General features: G+C 76.3%; 16 protein-coding genes. 13 read left to right on the forward strand and 3 right to left on the reverse strand.

Translation table 11 applies throughout. The features are described from left to right. Positions 1 to 74 precede the first annotated feature (74 nt). Entirely contained in the window at positions 75 to 848 is a 774-nt protein-coding gene (locus ACFVVX_RS28765; protein ID WP_387949712.1) for a TetR/AcrR family transcriptional regulator, read from the reverse strand. Between the two features lie 381 nt (positions 849 to 1,229). On the opposite strand from ACFVVX_RS28765, the gene ACFVVX_RS28770 reads away from it, so the two are divergent. The 9 genes from ACFVVX_RS28770 (at position 1,230) to ACFVVX_RS28810 (ending at position 15,137) form a co-directional block, all read left to right on the forward strand. Beyond that, positions 1,230 to 1,898 (forward strand): Tat pathway signal sequence domain protein, encoded by a 669-nt coding sequence (locus tag ACFVVX_RS28770; RefSeq protein WP_387949714.1) that lies wholly within the window; start codon positions 1,230 to 1,232, stop codon positions 1,896 to 1,898. 169 nt (positions 1,899 to 2,067) lie between these two features. Further along, a complete protein-coding gene (locus ACFVVX_RS28775; protein ID WP_387949716.1) occupies positions 2,068 to 2,937 on the forward strand; it encodes an AAA family ATPase in 870 nt (289 codons plus the stop codon). Beyond that, entirely contained in the window at positions 2,934 to 4,472 is a 1,539-nt protein-coding gene (locus tag ACFVVX_RS28780; RefSeq protein WP_387949718.1) for a VWA domain-containing protein, read from the forward strand. Before ACFVVX_RS28775 ends, ACFVVX_RS28780 begins: the two co-directional genes overlap by 4 nt. Before the next feature lie 611 nt (positions 4,473 to 5,083). Further along, complete coding sequence (locus ACFVVX_RS28785; protein ID WP_387949720.1) at positions 5,084 to 5,266, forward strand: thiazolylpeptide-type bacteriocin; 183 nt, start codon at positions 5,084 to 5,086, stop codon at positions 5,264 to 5,266. A gap of 199 nt (positions 5,267 to 5,465) precedes the next feature. Continuing rightward, a complete protein-coding gene (locus tag ACFVVX_RS28790) occupies positions 5,466 to 8,117 on the forward strand; it encodes a lantibiotic dehydratase (protein ID WP_387949722.1) in 2,652 nt (883 codons plus the stop codon). A gap of 148 nt (positions 8,118 to 8,265) precedes the next feature. Next, the gene (locus tag ACFVVX_RS28795; protein WP_387949724.1) at positions 8,266 to 9,420 is read left to right on the forward strand and encodes a lantibiotic dehydratase C-terminal domain-containing protein; all 1,155 of its coding nucleotides are present in this window, start codon (positions 8,266 to 8,268) and stop codon (positions 9,418 to 9,420) included. Beyond that, positions 9,417 to 11,294 (forward strand): hypothetical protein, encoded by a 1,878-nt coding sequence (locus ACFVVX_RS28800; RefSeq protein WP_387949726.1) that lies wholly within the window; start codon positions 9,417 to 9,419, stop codon positions 11,292 to 11,294. The genes ACFVVX_RS28795 and ACFVVX_RS28800 overlap by 4 nt, the downstream gene beginning before the upstream one ends. Next, positions 11,291 to 13,342 (forward strand): TOMM precursor leader peptide-binding protein, encoded by a 2,052-nt coding sequence (locus tag ACFVVX_RS28805; protein ID WP_387949728.1) that lies wholly within the window; start codon positions 11,291 to 11,293, stop codon positions 13,340 to 13,342. The genes ACFVVX_RS28800 and ACFVVX_RS28805 overlap by 4 nt, the downstream gene beginning before the upstream one ends. 88 nt (positions 13,343 to 13,430) lie before the next feature. Further along, positions 13,431 to 15,137 carry a thiopeptide-type bacteriocin biosynthesis protein gene (locus tag ACFVVX_RS28810; protein ID WP_387949730.1) on the forward strand — a complete coding sequence of 569 codons (1,707 nt, stop codon included), beginning with the start codon at positions 13,431 to 13,433 and terminating at the stop codon, positions 15,135 to 15,137. A gap of 97 nt (positions 15,138 to 15,234) precedes the next feature. Here ACFVVX_RS28810 and ACFVVX_RS28815 read toward each other — a convergent pair whose 3' ends face one another. Beyond that, complete coding sequence (locus tag ACFVVX_RS28815) at positions 15,235 to 16,098, reverse strand: siderophore-interacting protein (protein WP_387949731.1); 864 nt, start codon at positions 16,096 to 16,098, stop codon at positions 15,235 to 15,237. 92 nt (positions 16,099 to 16,190) lie between these two features. Here ACFVVX_RS28815 and ACFVVX_RS28820 point away from each other — a divergent pair, with 92 nt between their 5' ends. From ACFVVX_RS28820 to ACFVVX_RS28835, 4 genes are all read left to right on the forward strand, one after another. Continuing rightward, on the forward strand, positions 16,191 to 16,994 hold the full coding sequence (locus ACFVVX_RS28820; protein ID WP_387949732.1) for a TetR/AcrR family transcriptional regulator C-terminal domain-containing protein: 804 nt from the start codon (positions 16,191 to 16,193) through the stop codon (positions 16,992 to 16,994). A 103-nt stretch (positions 16,995 to 17,097) separates the two neighbouring features. Beyond that, a complete protein-coding gene (locus ACFVVX_RS28825; protein WP_387949764.1) occupies positions 17,098 to 18,444 on the forward strand; it encodes a D-alanyl-D-alanine carboxypeptidase family protein in 1,347 nt (448 codons plus the stop codon). 164 nt (positions 18,445 to 18,608) lie between these two features. Continuing rightward, positions 18,609 to 20,432 carry an alkyl/aryl-sulfatase gene (locus ACFVVX_RS28830; protein WP_387949734.1) on the forward strand — a complete coding sequence of 608 codons (1,824 nt, stop codon included), beginning with the start codon at positions 18,609 to 18,611 and terminating at the stop codon, positions 20,430 to 20,432. Between the two features lie 113 nt (positions 20,433 to 20,545). Next, positions 20,546 to 20,962, forward strand: coding sequence for a PPOX class F420-dependent oxidoreductase (locus ACFVVX_RS28835; protein WP_387949735.1), 417 nt, complete (start codon positions 20,546 to 20,548; stop codon positions 20,960 to 20,962). On the opposite strand, the gene ACFVVX_RS28840 is transcribed toward ACFVVX_RS28835, so the two are convergent. Beyond that, the gene (locus ACFVVX_RS28840) at positions 20,946 to 21,875 is read right to left on the reverse strand and encodes an alpha/beta fold hydrolase (protein ID WP_387949737.1); all 930 of its coding nucleotides are present in this window, start codon (positions 21,873 to 21,875) and stop codon (positions 20,946 to 20,948) included. The genes ACFVVX_RS28835 and ACFVVX_RS28840 overlap by 17 nt on opposite strands. Between the last annotated feature and the right edge of the window lie 13 nt (positions 21,876 to 21,888).

The raw sequence follows: 21,888 nt of genomic DNA on the forward strand, positions 1-21,888 counted from the left end.
CTGCGGCCGAACCGGTGCGGCCGCCCCTCGGCAGCGGGGCGGGCCGGTCGGGCCACAGGTGGATATCCAGGAAGCTACTGCCCGGTATCCGACCGGTCAATACGGGTGCACGAAGGATCATCACCCGCACCCGGCAGGACCGCCGGGGCCGGCAGGGCCAGCCGCCGGGCGGCCTCCGCCGGGCCGAGGAACGGCGCCAGGCAGAACAGGCTCAACACCGGGAGAAGGTCGGGCAGTTCGGCCGTCCGGCGGGCGTCGACACAGCGGTACAGGGTGGCGTAGACGCCGCCGACCACGGAGTCCACCAGCGCCTGCGCCGCCACCCCGCCGGGCGGGCCGGGCACCTCGGCGAAGAACGCCCGGAAGCGGGTGAGCAGTTGCTCCCGTTCGCGGCGCCCGGCCGGGCCGACCGCCTCGATCTCGATCACCGCCATGGTGGCGAACGCCGGGACGACGGCCAGCAGGTCGAGCATCGAGCGCAGCGCTTCGCGGATGCCCGTGCACCAGTCCGGCGCGGCGGCGAAGGCGGCCGCCATCCGGCGGATCACCACCCCGGTGCCGTGCCGGTGGGCGGCCAGGAAGGCGTCCTCCTTACCGTTGAACAGCTCATAGAAGACCGGTCTGGTCACCCCCGCCGCCCGACAGATGTCGCTCACCGTGGCGTGCTGGTAGCCGTGTTCGGCGACCGTGTGCACCAACCCGTCGAGCAGGCGCTCCCGTTGGGTGGCGGCGACCACGTCGGCGGGCAGCCGGCTCGGGCCGCGCTTGATCGATCGGGCCGGGTCGCGGCCGGTGCGCGCGCCGGGCAGCAGCAGCGCCTCGGCGCTCTGGACGGCATTCGGATCCATCGCCAACTCCTGTGCTCTGTATTGACATTGAGGCAAGGGCTGGTTTACAACACTCGCAGGTTTCCAATCCGGTGGCATCGGCCTCCCGGAAACCTCCACGCGTTCCGGCTGTCCAGTATGGCGAACGCATGCCCGGCGGTGGCAGCCGTCGACGTGCACCCCACGGCACCTCATCGCACTCCCCCGCGCTCCCTGCACCCCGCGCACAGCACGCACCTCCCGCACCCCCCTTTTCCCCGCCGTACGGGCGGGCCCGTGGCGCCGGGCCCGCCGAGTCGCGTACGCCTCGCCCCACACCCGTCACCCGCCCGGCCGGCCGATGCCGCGGGCCGGTCGCACGGGATCCCCCACCCGGCTCCCCACGGAGAGAGGCACCCCCTCATGCGCATCCGCCGCACCCTCGGCACCGCGGCCCTGGCCGCGCTGGCCCTGGCCACCGCCGCCGTCACCCCCGCCCAGGCCGCCGCCCCCGCCGTCCTCACCTACGGCGGACCCGGCGGGACCGCCGCCGCCGTCGGCGACGTCCTGACCGCCGACCTCGTCCCGGGCACCTACGCCACCTTCTACTCCAGCGCGAGCGGGACGAGCGGCATCAAGTGCGCCGTCTCCGCCTTCTCCGCCACCGTCACCTCGAACCCGGCCGCGCCGGGCGTCGCCGTCGAGCAGCTCAACAGCCACACCTTCGGCTCCTGCAGCGCCAACGTCCTCGGCGTGACCGGCGTGCAGAGCGTCACCGTCAACAACCTGCCGTTCACCAACGCCGTCAGCGACGGCGCGGGCAACCCGGTGACGCTCAGCCCGACCGCAGGACCGCTGCAGACCACGGTCGTGCTCAAGACCATCCTCGGCACCATCACCTGCGTCTACCGCGCACCCGGGAGCATCTCCGGCACCACCAGCAACACCGCCCAGACCATCGGCTTCGCCTCCCAGGCGTTCAACAAGTTCTCCGGCCCGAGCACCTGTTTCGCCGCCGGGTACTTCACCGCCACCTACGGGCCCGTCCTGGACACCTCCGTCGCGGGCAACCCGCACATCTACGTCAACTGACCGGACCGCCCGGTCCCGACCCGAGCGCACGCCCCCGGCACCCCCGGCGGGCGTGCGCCCTGTCGCGCGCGGACGCCCCGGCCCGCGCACCCCCGGCCACCCCGGGACAGCGATGTGACTCGCCGGTAGGGTGCTGCGGACGGACACGGCGACGGGGAGTTGAGGGCGGATGGGCGACGGGACGGGATTCTTCGAGTCGGTCGAGGACGCGGCGGCGAAGCTGGCCGAGGCGGGGTACCTGGCGTCCACCGCGGTGGCCACCACCGTGTTCCTGGCCGACCGGCTGGGCAAACCGCTGCTGGTCGAGGGCCCGGCCGGCGTCGGCAAGACCGAACTGGCCAAGGCGGTGACGGCGATCGGCGCCGCCCGGCTGGTGCGGCTGCAGTGCTACGAGGGCATCGACGAGGCCCGCGCGCTCTACGAGTGGAACCACGCCAAGCAGCTGCTGCGGATCACCGCCGGCCGGGACGAGGACTGGGACCAGGCCCGCACCGACATCTTCGGCGAGGAGTTCCTGCTCACCCGCCCGCTGCTGACCGCGATCCGCGGCGACGAGCCGACCGTGCTGCTGATCGACGAGATCGACAAGGCCGACGTCGAGATGGAGGCCCTGCTGCTGGAGGTGCTCAGCGACTTCCAGGTCACCGTGCCGGAGCTGGGCACCATCACCGCGAGCCGCCGCCCCTTCGTCCTGCTCACCTCCAACGCCACCCGCGAGCTGTCCGAGGCCCTGCGCCGGCGCTGCCTCTTCCTCCATCTGGACTACCCGGACGCCGAGTTGGAGCAGCGGATCGTCCGACTCAAGGTGCCCGGCCTGGACGACACGCTGGCCGAGTCACTCGTCCGGGTGGTCGGCGCGCTGCGGGCGATGGAGCTGCGCAAGGCGCCGTCGGTGGCGGAGACCATCGACTGGGCCCGCACCCTGCTCGCGCTCGGCGCCGACACCCTGGACGAGGCGGTGGTGCGGGCCAGCCTCGGGGTGATCCTCAAGCACCAGGACGACGTCCTGAAGGCCGCCCAGAAGCTCACCCTGGCATGAGCCCGGCCCGCACCGGAGGAACGACGGGCGGCACCGGCGGAACGACGGACAGCACCGGCGGAGCAGTCGGCGGCACCGGACCAGCAGCGGGCGGCACCGCCGCACGGCTGACCGGGTTCGTCCGGGCGCTGCGCGGGCACGGCCTGCGGATCGGACCGGCCGAGACCGTCGACGCGGCGGCGGTGCTCGACGCGCTCGGGCTGGCCGACCGGGAGCAGGTGCGCGCGGGGCTCGGCGCGGCGCTGCTACGCGGCGAGGGGCAGCGCGCGGTGTTCGACGCCACCTTCGACCTGTTCTTCCCGCTCGGTGTCGGCGACCCGGAGTCCGCCCGGGCCGCCCGGACGCCCGGCGCGCCGGACCAGGACGAACCGGACCAGGACGCCGCGCCCCCAGACCTGCGCTCCGGCCGCCGTGACGGCCGGCAGGAGGGGCTGCGCGAGGACCTGCGCGAGCGGATCGCCACCGCTCTCGCCACCGACGACCGGGCCGCACTCGCCCGGCTGGCCGGCGAGGCGGTGGCCGCCTTCGGCCGGTACGGCTCCGGCTCCACGCCGACCTCGGACGGCTGGTCCGCCCACCAGACCCTCGGCCACCTCGCGCCCGAGACCCTGCTCGCCCGGGTCCTGGCGGCGCTGCGCGAGGGCGGCACACCCGACTTCACCGACCGCCTGGCCGCCGACGAGATCCGCCGCCGGATCCAGGTCTTCCGCACGATGGTCGGCACCGAGGCCCGCCGCCGGGTGGCCGAACTGCGCGGCACCGAGCGGATCGCCGAGCGGGCCATCGCCCCCAGCCCCGACCGGATCGACTTCCTGGCCGCCGGCCGCGACCAGCTCGCCGAACTGCGCCGCACCGTCCAACCGCTGGCCCGCAAGCTGGCCACCCGGCTGGCCGCGCGCCGCCGCCGGGCCGCCCGCGGCCAGATCGACCTGCGCCGCACACTGCGCCGCTCGCTGTCCACCGGCGGGGTGCCGCTGCGGCCCGCGTACCGGCGGCGGCGGCCCGCCCGGCCGGAGATCGTGCTGCTGTGCGACGTCTCCGGATCGGTGGCGGGCTTCGCCGACTTCACCATGCTGCTGGTCCGGGCGATGAGCGACCAGTTCAGCAAGGTCCGGGTGTTCGCCTTCGTCAACCGCACCGCCGAGGTGACCGACCTGGTCGCGAAGGACGGCGCGGACCCGGCCCGGCTGGCCCGGTCCATCCTCACCGGCGCCAAGGTGATGGGCTACCACGGCAACAGCGACTACGGCTCGGCGCTGGGCGAGTTCGCCGAGCAGCACCTCGACGCGCTCGGCCCGCGCACCAGCCTGCTGATCCTCGGCGACGCGCGCAACAACCACCGGGACCCGAACCTGCCCGCGCTGCGCGCGATCGCCGGCCGGGCCCGCCGGGTGTACTGGCTCAATCCGGAGGCCCCCGCGCTCTGGCGCACGGGCGACTCGGCCGCGGCCGCCTACGCGGAGGTGGTGGAGATGCACTCCTGCCGCAACGCCCGCCGGCTGGGCGAGTTGATCACCCGGCTGCTGCCCGTCTGACCGCCGGCCGGTCCGGTCGGTGGCCGGTCGGTGGCCGGTCGGTGGCCGGTCGGTCGGTCGGTCGGGGCAGTCGGACCGGGCAGCAGCCGGACCGGGCAGCAGCCGGCCGGCGGACCCGGGGCAGCCGAACCCCAACCCCGGCCGGGCGCCGCCGGCTTGCGACACGCTTGCGATCCGCTTGCCGACTGACTGATTCCCTATCGCCCGCGGACGCCGTTCGGGTGCCCGCCCTACCCCGCCGCCGCAAGCGCGACGCATGCTCATGAACGGGTCAACAAGCCCTCCTTGAACGGTCCTTGAGGTCGACCCGACGCCGGTACCTGACCTGGTCATATGCGGCACCCCGGGTGGAAAGCCGCGGATTCCCGGCCGACCGGACTCCCTGCCGCCAGCTCTCCGGCGCCGCCGCGGCGACGCTCCGGGCCGCTGCGGAGGCAACCGGCCAATCTGCCGACGGGCTCTGCCGAGGCTCTAACCGGCCGCCCTAGACTCGCCGACAGGCCGCCGGACACCCCGGCCCGGGCCCGTTTCCACCGGACTTCCGGCATGCCCCGACCCATCCATCCCGTCAGGCGCATCTCGGCCTCGACTGCCTACCAAGGGAGTACACCATGTCCGACTTCACCGCAGACCAGGGCTTCGACCTGCAGGACCTCGACCTCAGCGAGCTCACCGTGACCGCGCTGCGCGACACCGCCGCGCTGCCCGAGAACGGCGCCTCGTGGGGCTCCTGCTCCTGCCAGGCCTCGTCCTCCTGTGCGCAGCAGAACATCGTCGTGGACGTCCAGGCCTGACGAGTCGTCACGACCGTTGATCATCAGGGCGATTGATCGGGTCCAGTCCTCGCCCCCGAGGGATCTGACCTCGACCGGCTGACCGCCACGGCGTCGCGCGACGGCGCCACGCCGAACGCCCTCCAGGCACAGCGCGTCCCCGCACGGCCGGTCCCCACCCGGGACCGGCCGTGCTCCACTGCCCGACGGGAGCCCCGCCATGCCGTACCCCGCCCAGTCCGCCGCCGCGGTGCGCGTACCGCCGGCCAGGACCGCCCCGTACGCGCTGATCCGCACCACGGCGCTCCCGCTGCCCGCCCAGTCGGCCGCCGCCGCCGCGCTCCGCGTCCTGGTGGACCGACTCACCGCCGTCGAGGCCGAGGAGGCCGCGCTGCGCCCGGCCCTGGGCGACGACCTCTTCGCCAGCCGCGCCGCGCACACCGAGGAGTTCCACCGCCAGGTCGTGCTGCCGCTGCGCCGCGCCCTGTACAACGGGCGCACGCCGGGCGTGGCCCTGCTGGAGCGGCTCGACGACCTTCCTGCCCGGGTGCCCCGCCTCGCCGACTGGCTCGCCCTGCAGGAGCGCCGCACCGACCTGCTCGACGAGTTGGAGCTCGCCACCCCACCGGCCCTGGCCGCCGAACGCGCCGCGCTCGCCGCACTCTGCCGTTCACCCGACTTCACCCGCGCCATCGCCCTCACCAGCGCCGACCTGCTGCGCGCCGTGACCACCGCAGGCCGGGGCGAGGGCGGGCGCCGGGCCCGCAAGGAGGAGCCCACCGTGCTGCGGCACGCCCTGCGGGCCGCTTCCAAAACCAGCCCGCTCTCCTGGTTCACCACCGTCGGCTGGGCTGCCGACACGACGGCCGCCACCACCACCGATGCCACCACTGCCGCCACCGCTGCTGCCACGGCCCCCGCCACCGGCCGAGCGGCCCTGCGCGCGGTGGTCAGGGAGAACCGGACGCTCGTCGGGGCCCTCACCGAAGCCCTGCTCGCGGAGCCGCGCCGCCGCCGGGCCCTGCCCCACCGGATGACCAGCAGCGCCCGGGTCGCCGACGGCCGCGCCCACTACGCCCGCAGCCAGGTCCTGTTCGCCGGCGGCCGCCACCTCGTCACCCGCGAGGAGAAGGTCGAACTGGCCGCCCGCGCACCGCTGGACGTCCTCGCCGCACTCACCGCCGACCCCGCACCGTGCGCCCTGCTCGCCGAACAGCTCGCCACCGCGCTCGGCCGCCCGCCCGGCGACCCCTCCGTCACCGGCTTCGTCGACCGGCTGACCGAGACCGGACTGCTGGTGCCGTCCGACCCCGTCCACCCGCAGGACCGGGCCCCGCTCCGGCGGCTCGCCGACTGGCTCCGCGGCTGGCCCGAGGACGCCGACCTCGCCGACCGGATCGATCAACTCGCCGACGCCACGGCAGGATTCGCCACCACCCCGGCCGACCGGCGCCCCGCCCTGCTCGCCACCCTCGGCGCGGACTGGCACCGGCTCCTCGCCGACACCGGCCGACCCGTCCCGGCCGACGCCGCCCCGCTCACCGTGCTCAGCGAGGACGTCGTCGCCCCCGGAGCACTGCCCGCGGACCGCCTCCTGGACCAGGCCGACCACGCCGCGCTCGGCGAACTCACCGCGCTCGCCGAGCTGTTCGACCTCGGCCACCTGATGCGCCGGGCCGCCCGCGACCGCTTCGTCGCCCGCTACGGCCCCGGCGGGAGCTGTCCCCACCCCTGGGAGTTCGGCGCCGAACTGGCCGCCGCCTGGGAGGACGCCGGCCGGCCCGCCGACCCCGCCCGGATCCCCGGCGAGCGAGAGGAACTCACCGCCCTTCGCAGGGAGTTCATCGCCACCGGTCCGGCCGGGGACGGCCCCGAGGTCGTCCTGCCCGCCGACCTGGTCCGCGACCTGGCCGCCCGGCTGCCCGACTGGACGGCCGCCCGCCCGCTCAGCTACTCCTACTTCGTCCAGCGCGACCACGCCGACGCGCTGCTCTGCGTCAACCACGTCTACGGCGGCTGGGGCAGGTTCACCAGCCGCTTCCTGGACACCACCGCCCCGGGCGCCGCCGACGCCGTCACCCGGCAGATCCGGCACGGGCTGGGGGACGGTGCCAGGGCCGCCCAGATCCGGCCTGTCGGCGGCTTCAACGCCAACCTCCACCCGCTGCTGCTCGCCGACGAGATCGGCCCCGACCGGCGCTGGACCTCCCTCGCCGAGCACGACCTCGACCTGGTCCACGACCCCGTCGGCGACCAGCTGCGGTTGCGGCTGCGCGCCACCGGCGAACTCCTCGACGTCCTCTATCTCGGCTTCCTCGCGCCCGTCATGCTGCCCCAGCGGATCGGCCCGCTCCTCGCCGACCACCCGAACGGCGTGGTCGACTTCCGGCCGCTGCTGCCCCGCCGGACCCTCCCGGCCCCGGGCGGCGAGGTGGTCCGCACCCCCCGGCTGCGCCACCGCCACCTGGTCCTGGCCCGCCGCCGCTGGCACCTGCCGGCCCCGGTCCTGGACGCCCTGCGCGCCGATCTCGCCGCCGACCAGGAGGTCCCCGTCGCGACCGCCGCCCGCTGGCGCGCCCTGCTCGACCTGCCCGACCGGCTCTTCCTGCACCCCGTGCCCGCCGCGCCCGCCGGACGCCCGGTCGAGGACTTCCTCGCCCGGCTGAACGCCCCCAAGCCGCAGGCCCTCGACCTCGGCAACGCCCTGCACCTGCGCTGCCTCGCCAAATGGCTCACCCGCCACCCGGGCGGCGCCGTCCTGGAGGAGGCCCTGCCCGCCGCCGGCGGCCACGACCGCCCCCGCCACGCGGTCGAACTCGTCGTCGAGGCCTACCGCCCGGCCCGGCCCGCCCGACCCGGCCCGCAGCCGTGACCGGCCGCCCCGATCCGAGCCCGGCGATCTCGGCCCCGCGCCAGCGCCCCAGCCCCAGCCTGAGCCCGTGCCCCAGCCCGAGCCCGAGCCCGAGCCCGACGACCGCGGCCCCGACCGGTCCGCCCGACGTTCGCGAAGGAGACACCCGATGAGCCACCCGGCCGGCGGCCCGCCGGACAGCACCGCACGCGACGTCGTCCTCTACTACCGCCAGCCCAGCAAGGCCCCACTGCTGCGCGAGGCCGTGCTGCCGCTCGCCGAGCAGGCGGCCGCGTCCGGGCTGACCGTCCACGTCGAACGCCACTGGCTCCACGGCCCGCACGTGCGGCTGCGGCTGCGCGGCCCGGCCGAGCTCGTCACCGCGACCGCCGAGCGGACCGCCGACGCCCTGCGCGACCGGGCCCGCACCCACCCCTCGGTCGCCGACCTCACCGAGCACGAGCTGCTCGAACAGGCCGCCGCGGCCGGCCGCGCGGAACTGATCGCCCCGCCGTACGGCCCGCTGGTACCGGACAACACCGTCCGTGTCGAGCCCGTCGACCAGTCCTCCCTGCGCGCTCTGCTCGGCGCCGACGGGCTCGCGCTCCGCGACGACCTGCTGCGCCTGGGCCTGCCCGCGCTGCGCTCCGCCTGCGACGTCCTCGGCGCGCACGGCGACGCCCCGGCCGCCCGGGTCCGGCTCGCCGTCGCGGCACTCACCGCCCATGCGAGCGCCCACCCGGACGGCCTGGTCGGCGGCCACTACTCCTACGTCTCGCACCTGGAGGACTTCCTCGTCCACGACGACCCGCACGGGCGGCTGCGCGCGGCCTTCGAACAGCGCCGGCAGGCCACCCGCCCGACGGTCACCGCCCTGGTCTCCCGGATCGCCGGCGGCGCGACGGACGGCTGGGAACGCGTCTGGGCCCAGTGGTCCGCCGACGCCTGGCAGCTCACCGCGGCGCGGCTGGCGGCCGGCGCCGAACTCGGCGGCGACCCGCAGGAGTACCGCGAGCGCGCCGCCGCCCTCGGCGATCCAGCCACCGCCGAACGCTGGGACCGGGACGCCCGCACCCGCTACAGCGAGTTCCACCGCCTGCTCAGCCGCTCCGACCCCCAGGGGACGATGTGGAGCCGGCCGGACTATCTGATCTACCGCGCCTGCACCAACGCCCTCTACCGCCTGCTCGCGATCTGCGACGTCCAGCCGCTGGAGCGCTACCTCGCGGCCCATCTGGTGGTGCAGGCCGTACCGGAGGTCACCGGCCACGACTGGCGGGACCGGCTCGGCGCAGTGGTCGACGCCGTGGAGCGGTCCGCGTGAGCGCCGACCGCGCCCGGCCGCACACCGCGCCGCCGGCCGAACCGTCCACAGCGCCATCGGCCGGCCTGTCCGCGTCCCCGACCCCGACAGCGTCCACGCCGTCCACGCCGTCCACGCCGTCCGCACGGCCAAGGCTGCGCCCGGGGGTCGCCGCGACACCCCTGCAGGCGGGGCTGCACCTGCGCGGCCGGGACGGCATCGTCACGCTGGAGGGCAGCCGGGCGCTCCCGGCCCTGTGGCAGCTGCTCCGCGACCGGCTCGGTGAGACTCCGGGCGCTGATCCGGGCACCGACCCGGGCGCCGACCCGGGCCTCGGGCCGAACGCCGACCCCCGGGTCGAGGCCGCGCTCACCGCCCTGACCGCCCGGCTGCGCGAGCACGACCTGCTGGTCGAGCACCCTGACGGGGTCGAACTCCCGCCCTGGCCCGGCTCGGTGGCCACCAGCCCGGCCGAGGCGGCCCGGGCCCTCGCCGCCGCGCGCCCGGTGATCACCGCGGCACTCCCCGGCCATCCGCTCGCCCTGGCCCTCGCCCGTGCCCTCACCCTGGCGGGCACCACCCCCGAGATCACCGTCGACGAGGGCCTGCCCACCGACCGGGTGCTGGCCCTTGCCGCCACCTCGCCGGTGGCCGTGGTGGTGGACGCCGACGACGGCTTCGTCACCGCACCCGCCGACCCGGCCCGGGCCCTCGCGGACGCCGAGGCCCTCACCACCCGCCTCCGCCGGACCGACGAACCGACCGACCCACCGGCGGACGCGCCCGCCGACGCGCCCGCAGTGCCCGGCACGCCGCCGGCCCTGCTCGCGCTCCTCGCCGGGGCCGCCGCCCAGCGCCTGCTCTGTGCCGTCACCGGCCTGCCCGATCCGTCCGACCCCGACCAGGACCCGCGCCTGCTGACCGGCCGCCCCGCCGTCCTGCTCGCCCAGGCCCGGCCGCCCCGGGCCGACTACCACCCCTGGGCCGCCGGTCCCCCAGCCCCCGGCCACCCCCTGGACGCCCCCGCCCCGGTGGACCTCGCCGAGGCGCTGCGCCGCGCCGACGCCCTCGGGGACCCGCGCCTCGGCGCACTCGACGCCCCCATGGCCGGCAGCCTGCCCCAACTGCCCGCCGCACTGGTCTCCTGCCGCATCCCGGCCGGCACCCTGGTGTCCGGGGCCGTCCGGACGGACCTGGCCCGGCTGGAGGCCGTCTGCCGGTCCGCCGAACTCCACCTGGTCGCAGCCCCGTCCGCCGGAGCCGGAGCCGCGGCCGGGGTCGGGGCCCAGGGCGCGGTGGTCGGCGCCACCGCGGAGCACGCCCTCGGGCGCGCGCTGCGCCGTGCCGCCCTCGCCCTGCCCGCCGAGACCGGACCGGCGCTGTCCGAGGACGGCCGGCACGACCACCCCCAGGCGCGGCACTGGTGGACCACGCTCCGCCGACTGCGCCCCGAGGCCGCCATGACGGTCCGGCGGCTCGGATCGGAGGAGGTGTTCCTCGCGACCGTCCGGACCTCCGCCGGCCCGCCCGCCCGGGCGGTGGAGGCCACCGCGGCCGACGCGGCCGCCCTCGCCGCGCTCGCGGCCCTCACCCGCGCGACTGCCGCCGACCTCGCCCTCGGTGCGGCCCACCACACGGCCCTGTCGGGGGCCTGCGCCCCGCTCGCCGCCGCCGGGATCCGGCCCGCCGAGTGGGCGGACGAGGGCTGGACCGACCACTGGCTGACCGTTCTCGCGGACCGCGAACCGGATCTGCGGGCCGCCCTCGACCGCCTGACCGGCCTGCGTACCGCGCTCTGGCGGCCGACCGGCGCACCCGACCACCCCGTGGCCGCCGGGCTGCGCGCCTGCGGCTTCACCGTCCTGATCCCGGCCGCCTCCGGAGGGCACCGATGACCACCTCGGCCATACCCGCCCCGGCCACACCCGCCCCGGCCGCCCCCAGCTCAGCCGCCCCCGCCCCGACCCCACCCGCCCCGACCCCACCCGTCCTGGACCCGGCCGGCGCCCTGGCGACCACCACGGGCACCGCCCTCGTCCACCTCACCGACTGGACCCTCGACCTGGCCGAACAGCTCAGCCGCCACGCCCTGAAGCACCCGGTGCGGTTCGTGCCGGTGCGCGAGGACGGGGCCCTGACCGTGATCGGCCCGGTGCTCCACCCCCGCGCCGCCGCGTGCCTGCGTTGCACCGAGTACCAGCGGCTGGCCACCGCCGGCGGCCGGGTCCCCTGGCACAGCCCCCGGCTGGCCCTGGGCGGCACCGGCACCCCGGCCCTGACCGAGGCCGTCGCCCTGCTCGCGGCAGACCTGCTCGCCACGGATCTCCCCGCCACCGACCTGCCCACCACGGACCTGCCCACCACGGACCTGCCCGCCACGGATCTGCCAGCCACCGACCGGCTCACCGCGAAGGCGGCCCCCGCCCCGCCCGGCGCGACCGTGCACATCGTCCACGGGAACCGCGCCACCTGGTCCACCCACCGCGTCCGCCCGGTCGGCGGCTGCCCGGTCTGCCACCCCCTGCCGGCGGACCGCGCCGATGCCGCCCGGCCGCCCGCCGGGCCCCGGCCGCTGCCCGACCCCGCCGTCCTGCGCGGCGCCAACGACCGCACCGGCCCGGACCGGCTGCGCGCCGAGCTGTTCGACGAGCGCTTCGGCCCGGTCCGCAGGCTCTTCCGCACCGAGGACTCCGCCTTCGCCCTCACCACCGCCTGGGTGACGGACGGCCGACTCATCGACGCCGGCGGCTACGGCCGGGCCCGCGACTTCCGCACCAGCGAACGCATCGCCCTGTTCGAGGGCGTGGAGCGGTTCGCCGGGATGCGCCCCACCGGGCGGCGCACCGTCCTGCGCGCCGGCTACGCCGAGCTCGGCCCGCAGAAGGCCGTCGACCCCGCCCGGCTCGGCCTGCCCGACCCCGCCCACCACGGCCACCCCGACCGCCGCACCGTCCCCTACACACCGGACCTCGTCCTCGACTGGGTGTACGGCTGGTCGCTCACCCAGGGGCGCGCCCTGGCCGTACCCGAGCACGTCGCCTACTGGGAGGTCCCCGACACGCCGGACCGGCCGCGTCCACGCGTGGTCTACGAGTCCTCCAACGGCTGCGGACTCGGCAACAGCCCACAGGAGGCCGCCCTGTACGGCCTGTTCGAGGTCGCCGAACGCGATGCCTTTCTGATGGCCTGGTACGCCGGACTTCCGCTGCCCGCCGTCACCGTGCCCACCGACGACCCCGAGGTCGCCCACCTCGCCGACCGCGCCACCCTCCTCGGCTACCGGCTGACCCTGCTCGACGCCACCAACGACCTCGGCATCCCCGCGGTGATCGCCCTCTGCCGCTACCAGGGCAGCCACCCCCGCGCCCCCCGCGCCTTCCTCGCCGCCGGGGCCCACCACGACCCGCGGGCGGCGATCCGGTCCGCGGTCGCCGAGGTCGTCACCAACGTCCAGGAGGCCGCCCACCGGCCCAACGGCCCCGGGGGCGTGCGCGACCCGGCCCGGCTGCGCCCGATGCTGGACCGGCCCGAGCTGGTCATCACCCTGGACGACCACGTCGGCCTCAACACCCTGCCCGAGGCCGGACCCCGCCTCGACTTCCTGTTCGCCCCCGGCCCCGAGGCGCCGTGGCAGGCCCGCTGGCCCGGCGCACCCGAACCGGTGACCGACCTGGCCCGGCTCCTGGACGGCACCGTCGACCGGTTCGCCGCCGAGGGCCTGGAGGTCGTGGTGGTCACCCAGGACGAACCCGGCGTCCGCGACCGGCTCGGCCTGCACTGCGCCAAGGTGATCGTCCCCGGCACCCTCCCGATGACCTTCGGCCACGTCAACCGCCGCACCCTCGGCCTGCCCCGGCTGCTGGACGTGCCGCACCGGCTCGGCCGCACCGACCGCCCGCTGCGCCACGACGAACTCCCGCTCCACCCGCACCCGTTCCCGTGACCCCGGCCGCCCCCGGCCCCGGCGCCGCAGCCGGCCCGCTCCCGACCACCCCCGCTCCAGACCCCCGGCCCGCCCTCGTGAGGACCTCATGACCACCCACCAGCACCCCGGCGCCCCCGAGGCCGCGGCCACCGAGGCCTGGCAGAGCCTCCACCTCGCCCTGCACACCACCCGCGAGGACGCCGACGCCTTCCTCACCGACGACCTCGCCCCCCTGCTGGACGACCTGACCGGGCAACACCCCGGTGCCCACTGGTTCTTCATCCGCTACGGCGAAGGCGGCCCCCACCTGCGCATCCGGCTGCGCGGCACACCCGCCGCCCGGCCCCCGGCCGAGGAGCTCACCGCCGCCCTCGCCCGGCTCGCCGCCGGCCGCACCGCCGTCGACGGCCCCTGGCCCTCCCGCCACGGCGAGGTCCAGGCCGTGCCCTACCGGCCCGAGACCGAGCGCTACGGCGGCCCGGCCGCGCTCCCGATCGCCGAGGAGGTGTTCGTCCACTCCTCCCGCGCCGCGGTCCGGGCGCTGCGGGCCACCCCCGAGCCGACGGCCCGGCTGCCGCTCGCCCTCGACCTCGCCCACACCACCGCCCACGCACTCGGCCTGGACGAACTCGCCGCCGGCCAGTGGCTGCGGCGCCACGCGGCCTCCTGGCGCTGGACCACCGAGTTCGAGCCGCTGCCCGGCAGCGCCGTCCACACCCGGGTGAACTCCGTCTTCGCCCTGCAGCGGCAGGCCCTCGCCCGCCGCGCCCGCGCCCTGCGCGAGGGCCTCGACACCGGCACCGCCGCCCCCTGGCTGGCCGAGTGGGCCGAGCAGGTCCGCGCCGCCGACACCCGGATGCGGGCCGCCGTGCCGTCCGACCAGGCCCACCGGCTGCCCTGGATCTGGGCCTCCCAGCTGCACATGCTGCTCAACCGGCTCGGCGTCGGCCCGGACGAGGAACGCGCCGTGTGCCGCCTCGCCGCCCGCAGCCTCCTGGAGACCGACGACGCCCCGACCTTCTTCCCCACCGACCACCGCGCAGCCGACCACCAGTACCTGGAGCGCAGCAAGTTCCAGATCGGCCGGCCCGAGGACACCACCCTGCGCGAGCTGCCGCCCGCCCCGGCGGCCCGCCCCGGGCCGCTCGCGATCCCACTCGCCGCCGACCCCCTGCCGAACCTCTCGCTGGCCGAGGCCCTGCAGGGCCGCACCTCGGCCCGGGGCCCGCTGCACGGCCCGCTCACCGCGGCCACCCTCGGCGGCGTCCTCTGGTCCGCGCACGCCCCGAGCCACGAGTCCCGGCAGCCCCTCGCCGACGGCACCACCCGTACCCGCCGGCACCGGCCGTACCCCAGCGCCGGCGCCCTCTACACCGTCCGACTGCGCCTGGTGGCCCGGGACGTGACCGGTCTTCCGGCCGGCACCTACCACTGCGAACCGGAGCACCGCACGCTGCGACGGATCGGCCCGGCCCCGGCCCTCGCCGAACTCAAGGCCCTCTCCTCCTACCTCTCCCGCCGCGCCGACGACCCGGACTTCGTCGGCATCGACGACGCGCCCGCCCTGCTGGCCGTCTACCTCGACCTCGGCCTCCTGCGCCGCCGCTACGGCCTGCGGGCGCTGCGCCTGGGCCTGTTGGAGGCCGGCCACGTGGCCCAGACCCTGCTGCTCACCGCCACCGCCTTCGGTCTCGCGACCACCCCGCTCGGCGGCCTCCACGACGACCTGGCCCACGAGTTGCTCGCCCTGGACGACCTGGACGAACCCGTCCAGTACCTCCTCCCACTGGGCCGCACCACCGCCCCGGCCTGATCCGGCCGCCCCTCGCGACGGGCCCTCATCACGGGTCGGCGTCCCGCGTGCCGACGGGCGGCCGGGCGCGGGTCCGCCGCCCGGCCGCCCCGGCTTGTCACGGCGTGCCCTGAGCCGCCGCCAGCCGCTCCCGGGCCTCGGCCAGGTCCTCCTCGGTCGGGGCGTCGTCCTGGCTGAGCCGGTACCGCCAGTAGCCGCCGAACTCGACGGCCTGCCGGGCCAGTCCGCGCTCCTCGACCAGGTGGCGGCGCAGCGCCCGGACGGCGCCCGCCTCGCCGGCCAGCCAGGCGAACGGGGTGCCGCCGGGCAGTTCGGCGGCCCGGACGGCGGCGGTCAGCGGACCGCCGGGGGCGGCGCCGTCCCGGTACACCCAGTGGACGGTCAGCTCGGCGCGGGTGTCGAAGGCCTGCCGCTCGGCGGCGTCCGCGACCTCGATGAAGGCGACCGCCCCGACGCCGGCGGGCAGTGCCTCGACCAGGGTGGCGATCGCGGGCAGCGCGGTCTCGTCCCCGGCCAGCAGCATCCAGTCGGCCCCGGCGGCGCTCTCGGCCGGCGACACGGGCCGGGCGTAGAGCTCGGACGGCCCGACCATGCCGAGCCGGTCCCCGGGCCGGGCGCGTTCCGCCCAGCCGCTCGCCGGCCCGGTGTCGCCGTGCAGCACGAAGTCGATCTCCAGCAGGAGGGTCCCGGGCCGTCGGCGGCGGATGGTGAAGCCCCGCATCCAGGGGCGTTCGGCCTCGGGGACGGCCAGGTAGGCCTGGTACCAGCCCATGGCGTCCGCGGTCGCGGCCGGCAGGACGGGTGCCGTCTGTCCGCTCCTCGGGAAGCAGAGTTTCACCTGCTGGTCGGGCGCGCGGCCGACGGAGTCGTCGAGCGCCTGCGCCTCGAAGGTGATGCGGGCCATCCGCGGGGTGATCCGCGCGACCTCGACGACCTGGACGAACGTGACGGGCAGTTCCACCGTCGAACCCTCCGGTTTCGGCTCCACTGATAACCTTACGGCATAAGGAGTTACCCGGACGAGGTTACTTTACGGCATAAGGAGTTGCAACCGTGGTCGTGTTCGCCGGACAGGGCGATGCCCGCCGCTCGCTGTCCCTGCTCTGGCGCGCCCCGGGCGGGCCGGACGAACCGCGCCCCGCCCGCAGCGGCCCCAAGCCGGGCCTGAGCGTGGACGCGATCGTGGCGGCCGCGATCGCGGTGGCCGACGCCGAGGGGATGGGTGCGCTCTCCATGCGGGCGGTCGGCGAGCGCCTCGGCCGCACCGCCATGGCGCTCTACACCTACGTGCCGGGCAAGGACGAACTGGTCGACCTGATGCACGACCGGGCGCTGGCCGAACTGCCCACCGGGTACGACACCGCCGCCGGCTGGCGCCCCGCCGCCACCGCCTGGGCGGAGGACGCCTACGCCTTCTACCTGCGCCACCCCTGGGTCCTCCAGGTCTCGCAGGCCAGGCCGGCCCTGGGCCCGGCCGAGCTGGGCGCGATGGAGACGGTGCTGCGGATCCTGCACGGGGCGGAGCTGGAGCCCCGGCTGCTGCGCGGTGTGGTCGGCGCACTCTGGCAGTTCGTCCGCGGGATGGCCCGGGTGGCCGCCGAGGCCGGCGCGGCGGCCGCCGCCACCGGGGTGCCCGACGAGGAGTGGTGGTACGCCCGCTCGGCCCAACTGGCCGAGGTGGCGCCGGACTTCGCCGAGCGGTTCCCGCTGCTGACCGCGCTGGAGAGCGGCGCCGCACCCGCCCCCGGGAGCGGCGCCGACCACCTGGTGGACCAGGCTCGCGACACCTTCCGCACCAGCCTCGCCGTCCTGCTCGACGGCGTCGAGGCGGCGGTGCGGCCTCAGGACGTGCGCTGAGGCCTACGCCGGCGCCGACGGCCGGCCGCCGCCGCGGGGCCCGGACGGAGCAGCGGGCGCGGCGGCGCGGGCGCGACGCGGGTACGTTCGCGGTGTGCAGCAGATGTCACACCACGTCAGGCGGCTGTCGGCCGCCTGCGCCGTCCTCGCCCTGGTCACGCCGGGCCCGGCCGCCGCGGCCCCGGCGGCCTCCGGGACCGCGGCGCCCGTCGGGTCCGGGCAGGACGCGGCGGCCGTGGTCGGCGGCGCGCGGCTGGCCCGTCCGGCCGTCCAGGTGGCGCCGCTGGCCGGGGCGCCCGCGCTGCCGACCGGGCTGAGCGGGCGGTCCTGGCTGGTCGCCGACGCGACCACCGGCGAGGTGCTGGCGGCGCGCAACGCGCATCTGCCACTGGCGCCCGCGAGCACCCTGAAGATGCTGTTCGCGGACACCGTGCTGCCCAAGTTCGACCGCTCGCTGGAGCACCGGGTGGCGCCCGCGGAGCTGGCGAACCTGGGCGCGGGCAGCAGCCTCGTCGGCATCAAGGAGAACCTGCCCTACCGGGTGGAGGACCTCTGGCGGGGCGTCTTCCTCAGCTCCGGCAACGACGCGGTGCACGTGCTCGCCCACATGAACGGCGGGCTGGCGCAGACCGTGGCCCAGATGCAGGCCCGCGCCGAGTCGCTGCAGGCCCGGGACACCCACGTGGTCTCCCCCGAGGGCTACGACCAGGACGGCCAGGTCTCCTCGGCCTACGACCTGACGCTGTTCGCCCGGGCCGGGCTGCGCAACAGGGACTTCCGTGCGTACTGCTCCACCCGCACCGCGCGCTTCCCCGGCGGGGTGGACAAGACGACCGGGCAGCGCACCGCCTTCGACATCGCCAACACCGACCGGCTGCTCGGCAAGTACCCCGGCCTGATCGGGGTGAAGAACGGCTACACCACCAATGCCGGGGCCACCTTCACCGGCGCAGCCGAACGCGGCGGCCGCACGCTGCTGGTGACGGTGATGCACCCGGAGGCCCAGGCGACGGTGTACGACGAGGCGGCCGGACTGCTCGACTGGGGCTTCGCGGCGGCGGGGAAGGTCCAGCCGGTCGGGCAGTTGGTGGAGGAGGCCGGCGCCGCCGCCTCCTCCCCCGCCGAGGCCCCGGCGACGGGTGTCCTGCCGCGCGCGATCCAGCAGGCCGACCACGCGCTCGGCCCGGCCGGCTGGACGGCCGTCACGCTGTGCGGGGCGCTGGCGCTCTGGGCGGGCGGCCGGGCGCTGGCACGCCGGCGCCGGTACGGCGGTCCGGCTGCGGGGCCGACCGCCGGGGCGGTGGCCGTCGCGGCGGCGCCGCTCGCGTTCACCCGGACGGGTGCCACCGCGCTGGGCGGCTCGACGGCCGTGGGCGGGCGCGGCCGGCGTCGGATGGCGCGCTCCCTGCGGGCGGCGGTGGTGTCGGCGCGCCGACGACTGGGCACCTGACCGGGCCGCACCACCCCGGACCGCACCGCCCCCGGACGCACCGGCCCCGGGCCACACCACCCCGGACCGCACACCTGTCCGAAATGCGGCATTCGTTCCGCGGTGTTCTGATGGCGCAATGTGCGGGTCACCGCAGCCCGCCCACCTGTGGAACGGAGCGATGCATGACTGCCCTGCCCTTCGAGGACACCACGGATTTCGAGAACGCCGACCGGGGCTTCCTCGGCGCGCTGGTCCCTGCGGTGGTCAAGGCCGCCGACGGGCGCGTGGTCTGGGACAACGACGCGTACGACTTCCTCAGGGCCGACTGCCCGGACACCGCCCACCCCAGCCTCTGGCGGCAGGCGCAGCTGTGCGCGCGGCAGGGCCTCTACCAGGTGACCGACCGGGTCTTCCAGGTGCGCGGCCTCGACCTGTCCAACATGACGCTCGTCGAGGGCGAGCGCGGGGTGATCGTGATCGACCCGCTGATCTCCGCGGAGACGGCCGCCGCCGCCCTCGCGCTCTACCGCCGGCACCGGGGCGAACGGCCCGTCACCGGTCTGATCTACACCCACTCGCACGGCGACCACTTCGGCGGCGCCCGGGGCGTGCTGCCCCGCGGCACCGAGGAGGGCGTGCCGGTCATCGCCCCGACCGGGTTCCTGGAGCACGCGGTCAGCGAGAACGTGTACGCGGGCAACGCGATGACCCGGCGGGCCATGTTCATGTACGGCGACCGGCTGCCGAAGGCCCCGGACGGCCAGATCAGCGCCGGCCTGGGCATGACCACCTCCACCGGCACCATCACGCTCGTCCCGCCGACGACCGACATCACCCGGACCGGGCAGGAGGAGACCGTCGACGGCGTGCGGATCGTCTTCCAGCTCACGCCCGGCACCGAGGCGCCGGCCGAGATGAACTTCCTCTTCCCGGAGCTGCGGGCGCTGTGCCTGGCCGAGAACGCCACGCACAACATGCACAACATCCTGACGCTGCGCGGGGCCGTCGTGCGCGACTCCCGGATCTGGGCCCGCTACCTGGACGAGGCGATCGAGTACTTCGACGACCGGTACGACGTGGCATTCGCCTCCCACCACTGGCCCACCTGGGGCCACGACAACGTGGTGGCGTTCCTCTCCGAGCAGCGCGACCTCTACGCGTACCTGCACGACCAGACGCTGCGCCGGCTGAACGACGGCCTGACCGGGCCGGAGATCGCCGAGGAGCTGCGGCTGCCGCCGGGCCTGGAGCGGCGCTGGCACGCGCGCGGCTACTACGGCTCGCTCAACCACAACATCAAGGCCGTCTACCAGCGCTACCTGGGCTGGTTCGACGGCAACGTGGCCCATCTGTGGGAGCACCCGCCGGTGGAACAGGCCGTCCGGTACGTCGAGGTGGCCGGCGGGCCCGGGGCCGCGCTCGCCAAGGCCCGCGGCTACGCCGAGGCGGGGGACCTCCGGTTCGCCGCCACCCTGCTCAACCACGTGGTCTTCGCCGACCCGTCGGACACCGCCGCCAAGGAGGCCCTGGCGGCGGTCTACCGGCGGCTCGGCCAGGGCGCGGAGAACGGCCCCTGGCGCAACTTCTACCTGATGTCCGCGATCGAACTGCGCGAGGGCCCCGGGACGGTCCAGCTGGACGCGGCCAACCCGGAGCTGGTGACGGCCCTGACCGTCGAGATGCTGCTGGACTCCGTCGCGATCCGCATCGACGGCCCGCGCGCCTGGGACGAGGACCTGACGATCGACCTGGTCCTCACCGACCAGCAGCGCCGGTACCGGCTGACCCTGCGCAACGGCGCCCTCACCCACCGGTCCATCGCCCTCGACGCCGGCCGCCGGACCCCCGCCGGACTGACCCTCACCCTCACCCGACCGCAACTGCTCGGGCTGCTGGCGGGCGGGGGCCTGGCCGGCATCGAGCACGAGGGCGACCCCGGGCTGCTCACCCGGCTGTTCGGCCTCGTCACCACGACCGACAAGTCGTTCCCCGTCGTCACCCCCTGACCTCACCGCACCACCCCGCCCGCCGCCCGAACGCGACCCGGCCCTCCCCCCGGACCCGGACCGCGGACGGGGCGGACCGTGCCCGGGCCGGGGAGGCCCTAGACTCACCGGCTATGAGCGCCGCCACCCCGCCCCCGCCGCCGGACCGCCTCGAACGGCTCGTCAGGCTCTCCGCCGGGAGCTATCTGCTGGTCACCACGTACAAGAAGGACGGCACCGGAGTGCCGACCCCGGTCTGGGTGGTCCGGGACGGCGAGGCGCTCGGCATCTGGACGGTCGCCGACTCCTGGAAGGTCAAGCGGATCCGCAACCGCGCCGACGTGCTGGTCGGCCCGTGCGACGTCCGGGGCAACCCGACCGGTGAGGCGTACCCGGCGACCGCCGAGATCCTCGCCCCCGAGCGGGCGGCGGCCTACCGGACGCTGCTGCGGCAGAAGTACGGCCTGCTGGGCGTGCTCACCCTGCTCGGCAGCCGGCTGCGGCGCGGCGAGCGCGGCACGATCGGCATCCGGATCACACTGACCGACTGAGCCGTCCGCCCTCCGCCCGGGCGCAGCCGTCCAGGACGACCCGGGCGACCAACGCCGGGTCGTCGTTCATCGGCACGTGCCCGCAGCCGGGCAGCCGGACCAGTCGGGCGTCCGGGATCTCGCGCAGCGCGCGGACGCCCTGGCGGCGGAGCAGGATGCGGTCCCGGGTGCCCCAGGCGATGGTGACGGGCGCGGCCGTGACGTCCCCGGTGAAGCGGGTGGTGCGGCCGACGGCGAGGGTCTCCTCGAAGCCCGTCGCGCGGCGCAGCGCCCTCGTCTCGGCGACGGCCGCGGCGGGCGCGCGCAGGCCCGGGCGGGCGTAGATGGTGCTCATCAGCAGGGTGCGGCCGGCCGTGGAGCGGGAGAGCCGTTCGACGGCGGGCTCCGGCAGCAGCCGCGCGCCGAGGCGCATCCCGGCGAGCACCCCGAAGGCGTACCGGCGTTCCGCCTCGGTCCAGAACCCGGCCGGGGAGAGCGCGGTGACCGACCGGGCCAGCCCGGCCCGTCCGAGTCCGAGCGCCAGCAGTCCGCCGAGCGAGTTGCCCGCCACGTGCGGCCGCTCGACGCCGAGCGCGGAGCAGAGCGCCCCGAGCACCGGGACCACCGCGTCCAGCCCGTAGGGCACTCCCGGCGGCAGCGCCGGCGAGGTGCCGAAGCCGGGGAGGTCGACGGCGATCACGTCGTGCCGTTCGGCGAGCGCGGGCAGCACCGGCCCCCAGGCCTGCCAGTGGTGGCCGATGCCGTGCAGCAGCAGGAGCGGGGTGCCGGTGCCCAGTCGGCGGTAGCGGACGACCGCCTCGCCGGGGCCGTAGCGGGCGGGCAGCGGGACGGCCACCTCGGCGGCCTCGGCAGCCTCGGCGGGGTCGGCTGCGGGGGTCGGGCCGGTGACGGCGGCGGACTCGACGGGAGGCATGCGGCTCCTTTGT

Source organism: Kitasatospora sp. NPDC058170, from assembly GCF_042883905.1.
Classification (GTDB): Bacteria; Actinomycetota; Actinomycetes; order Streptomycetales; family Streptomycetaceae; genus Kitasatospora.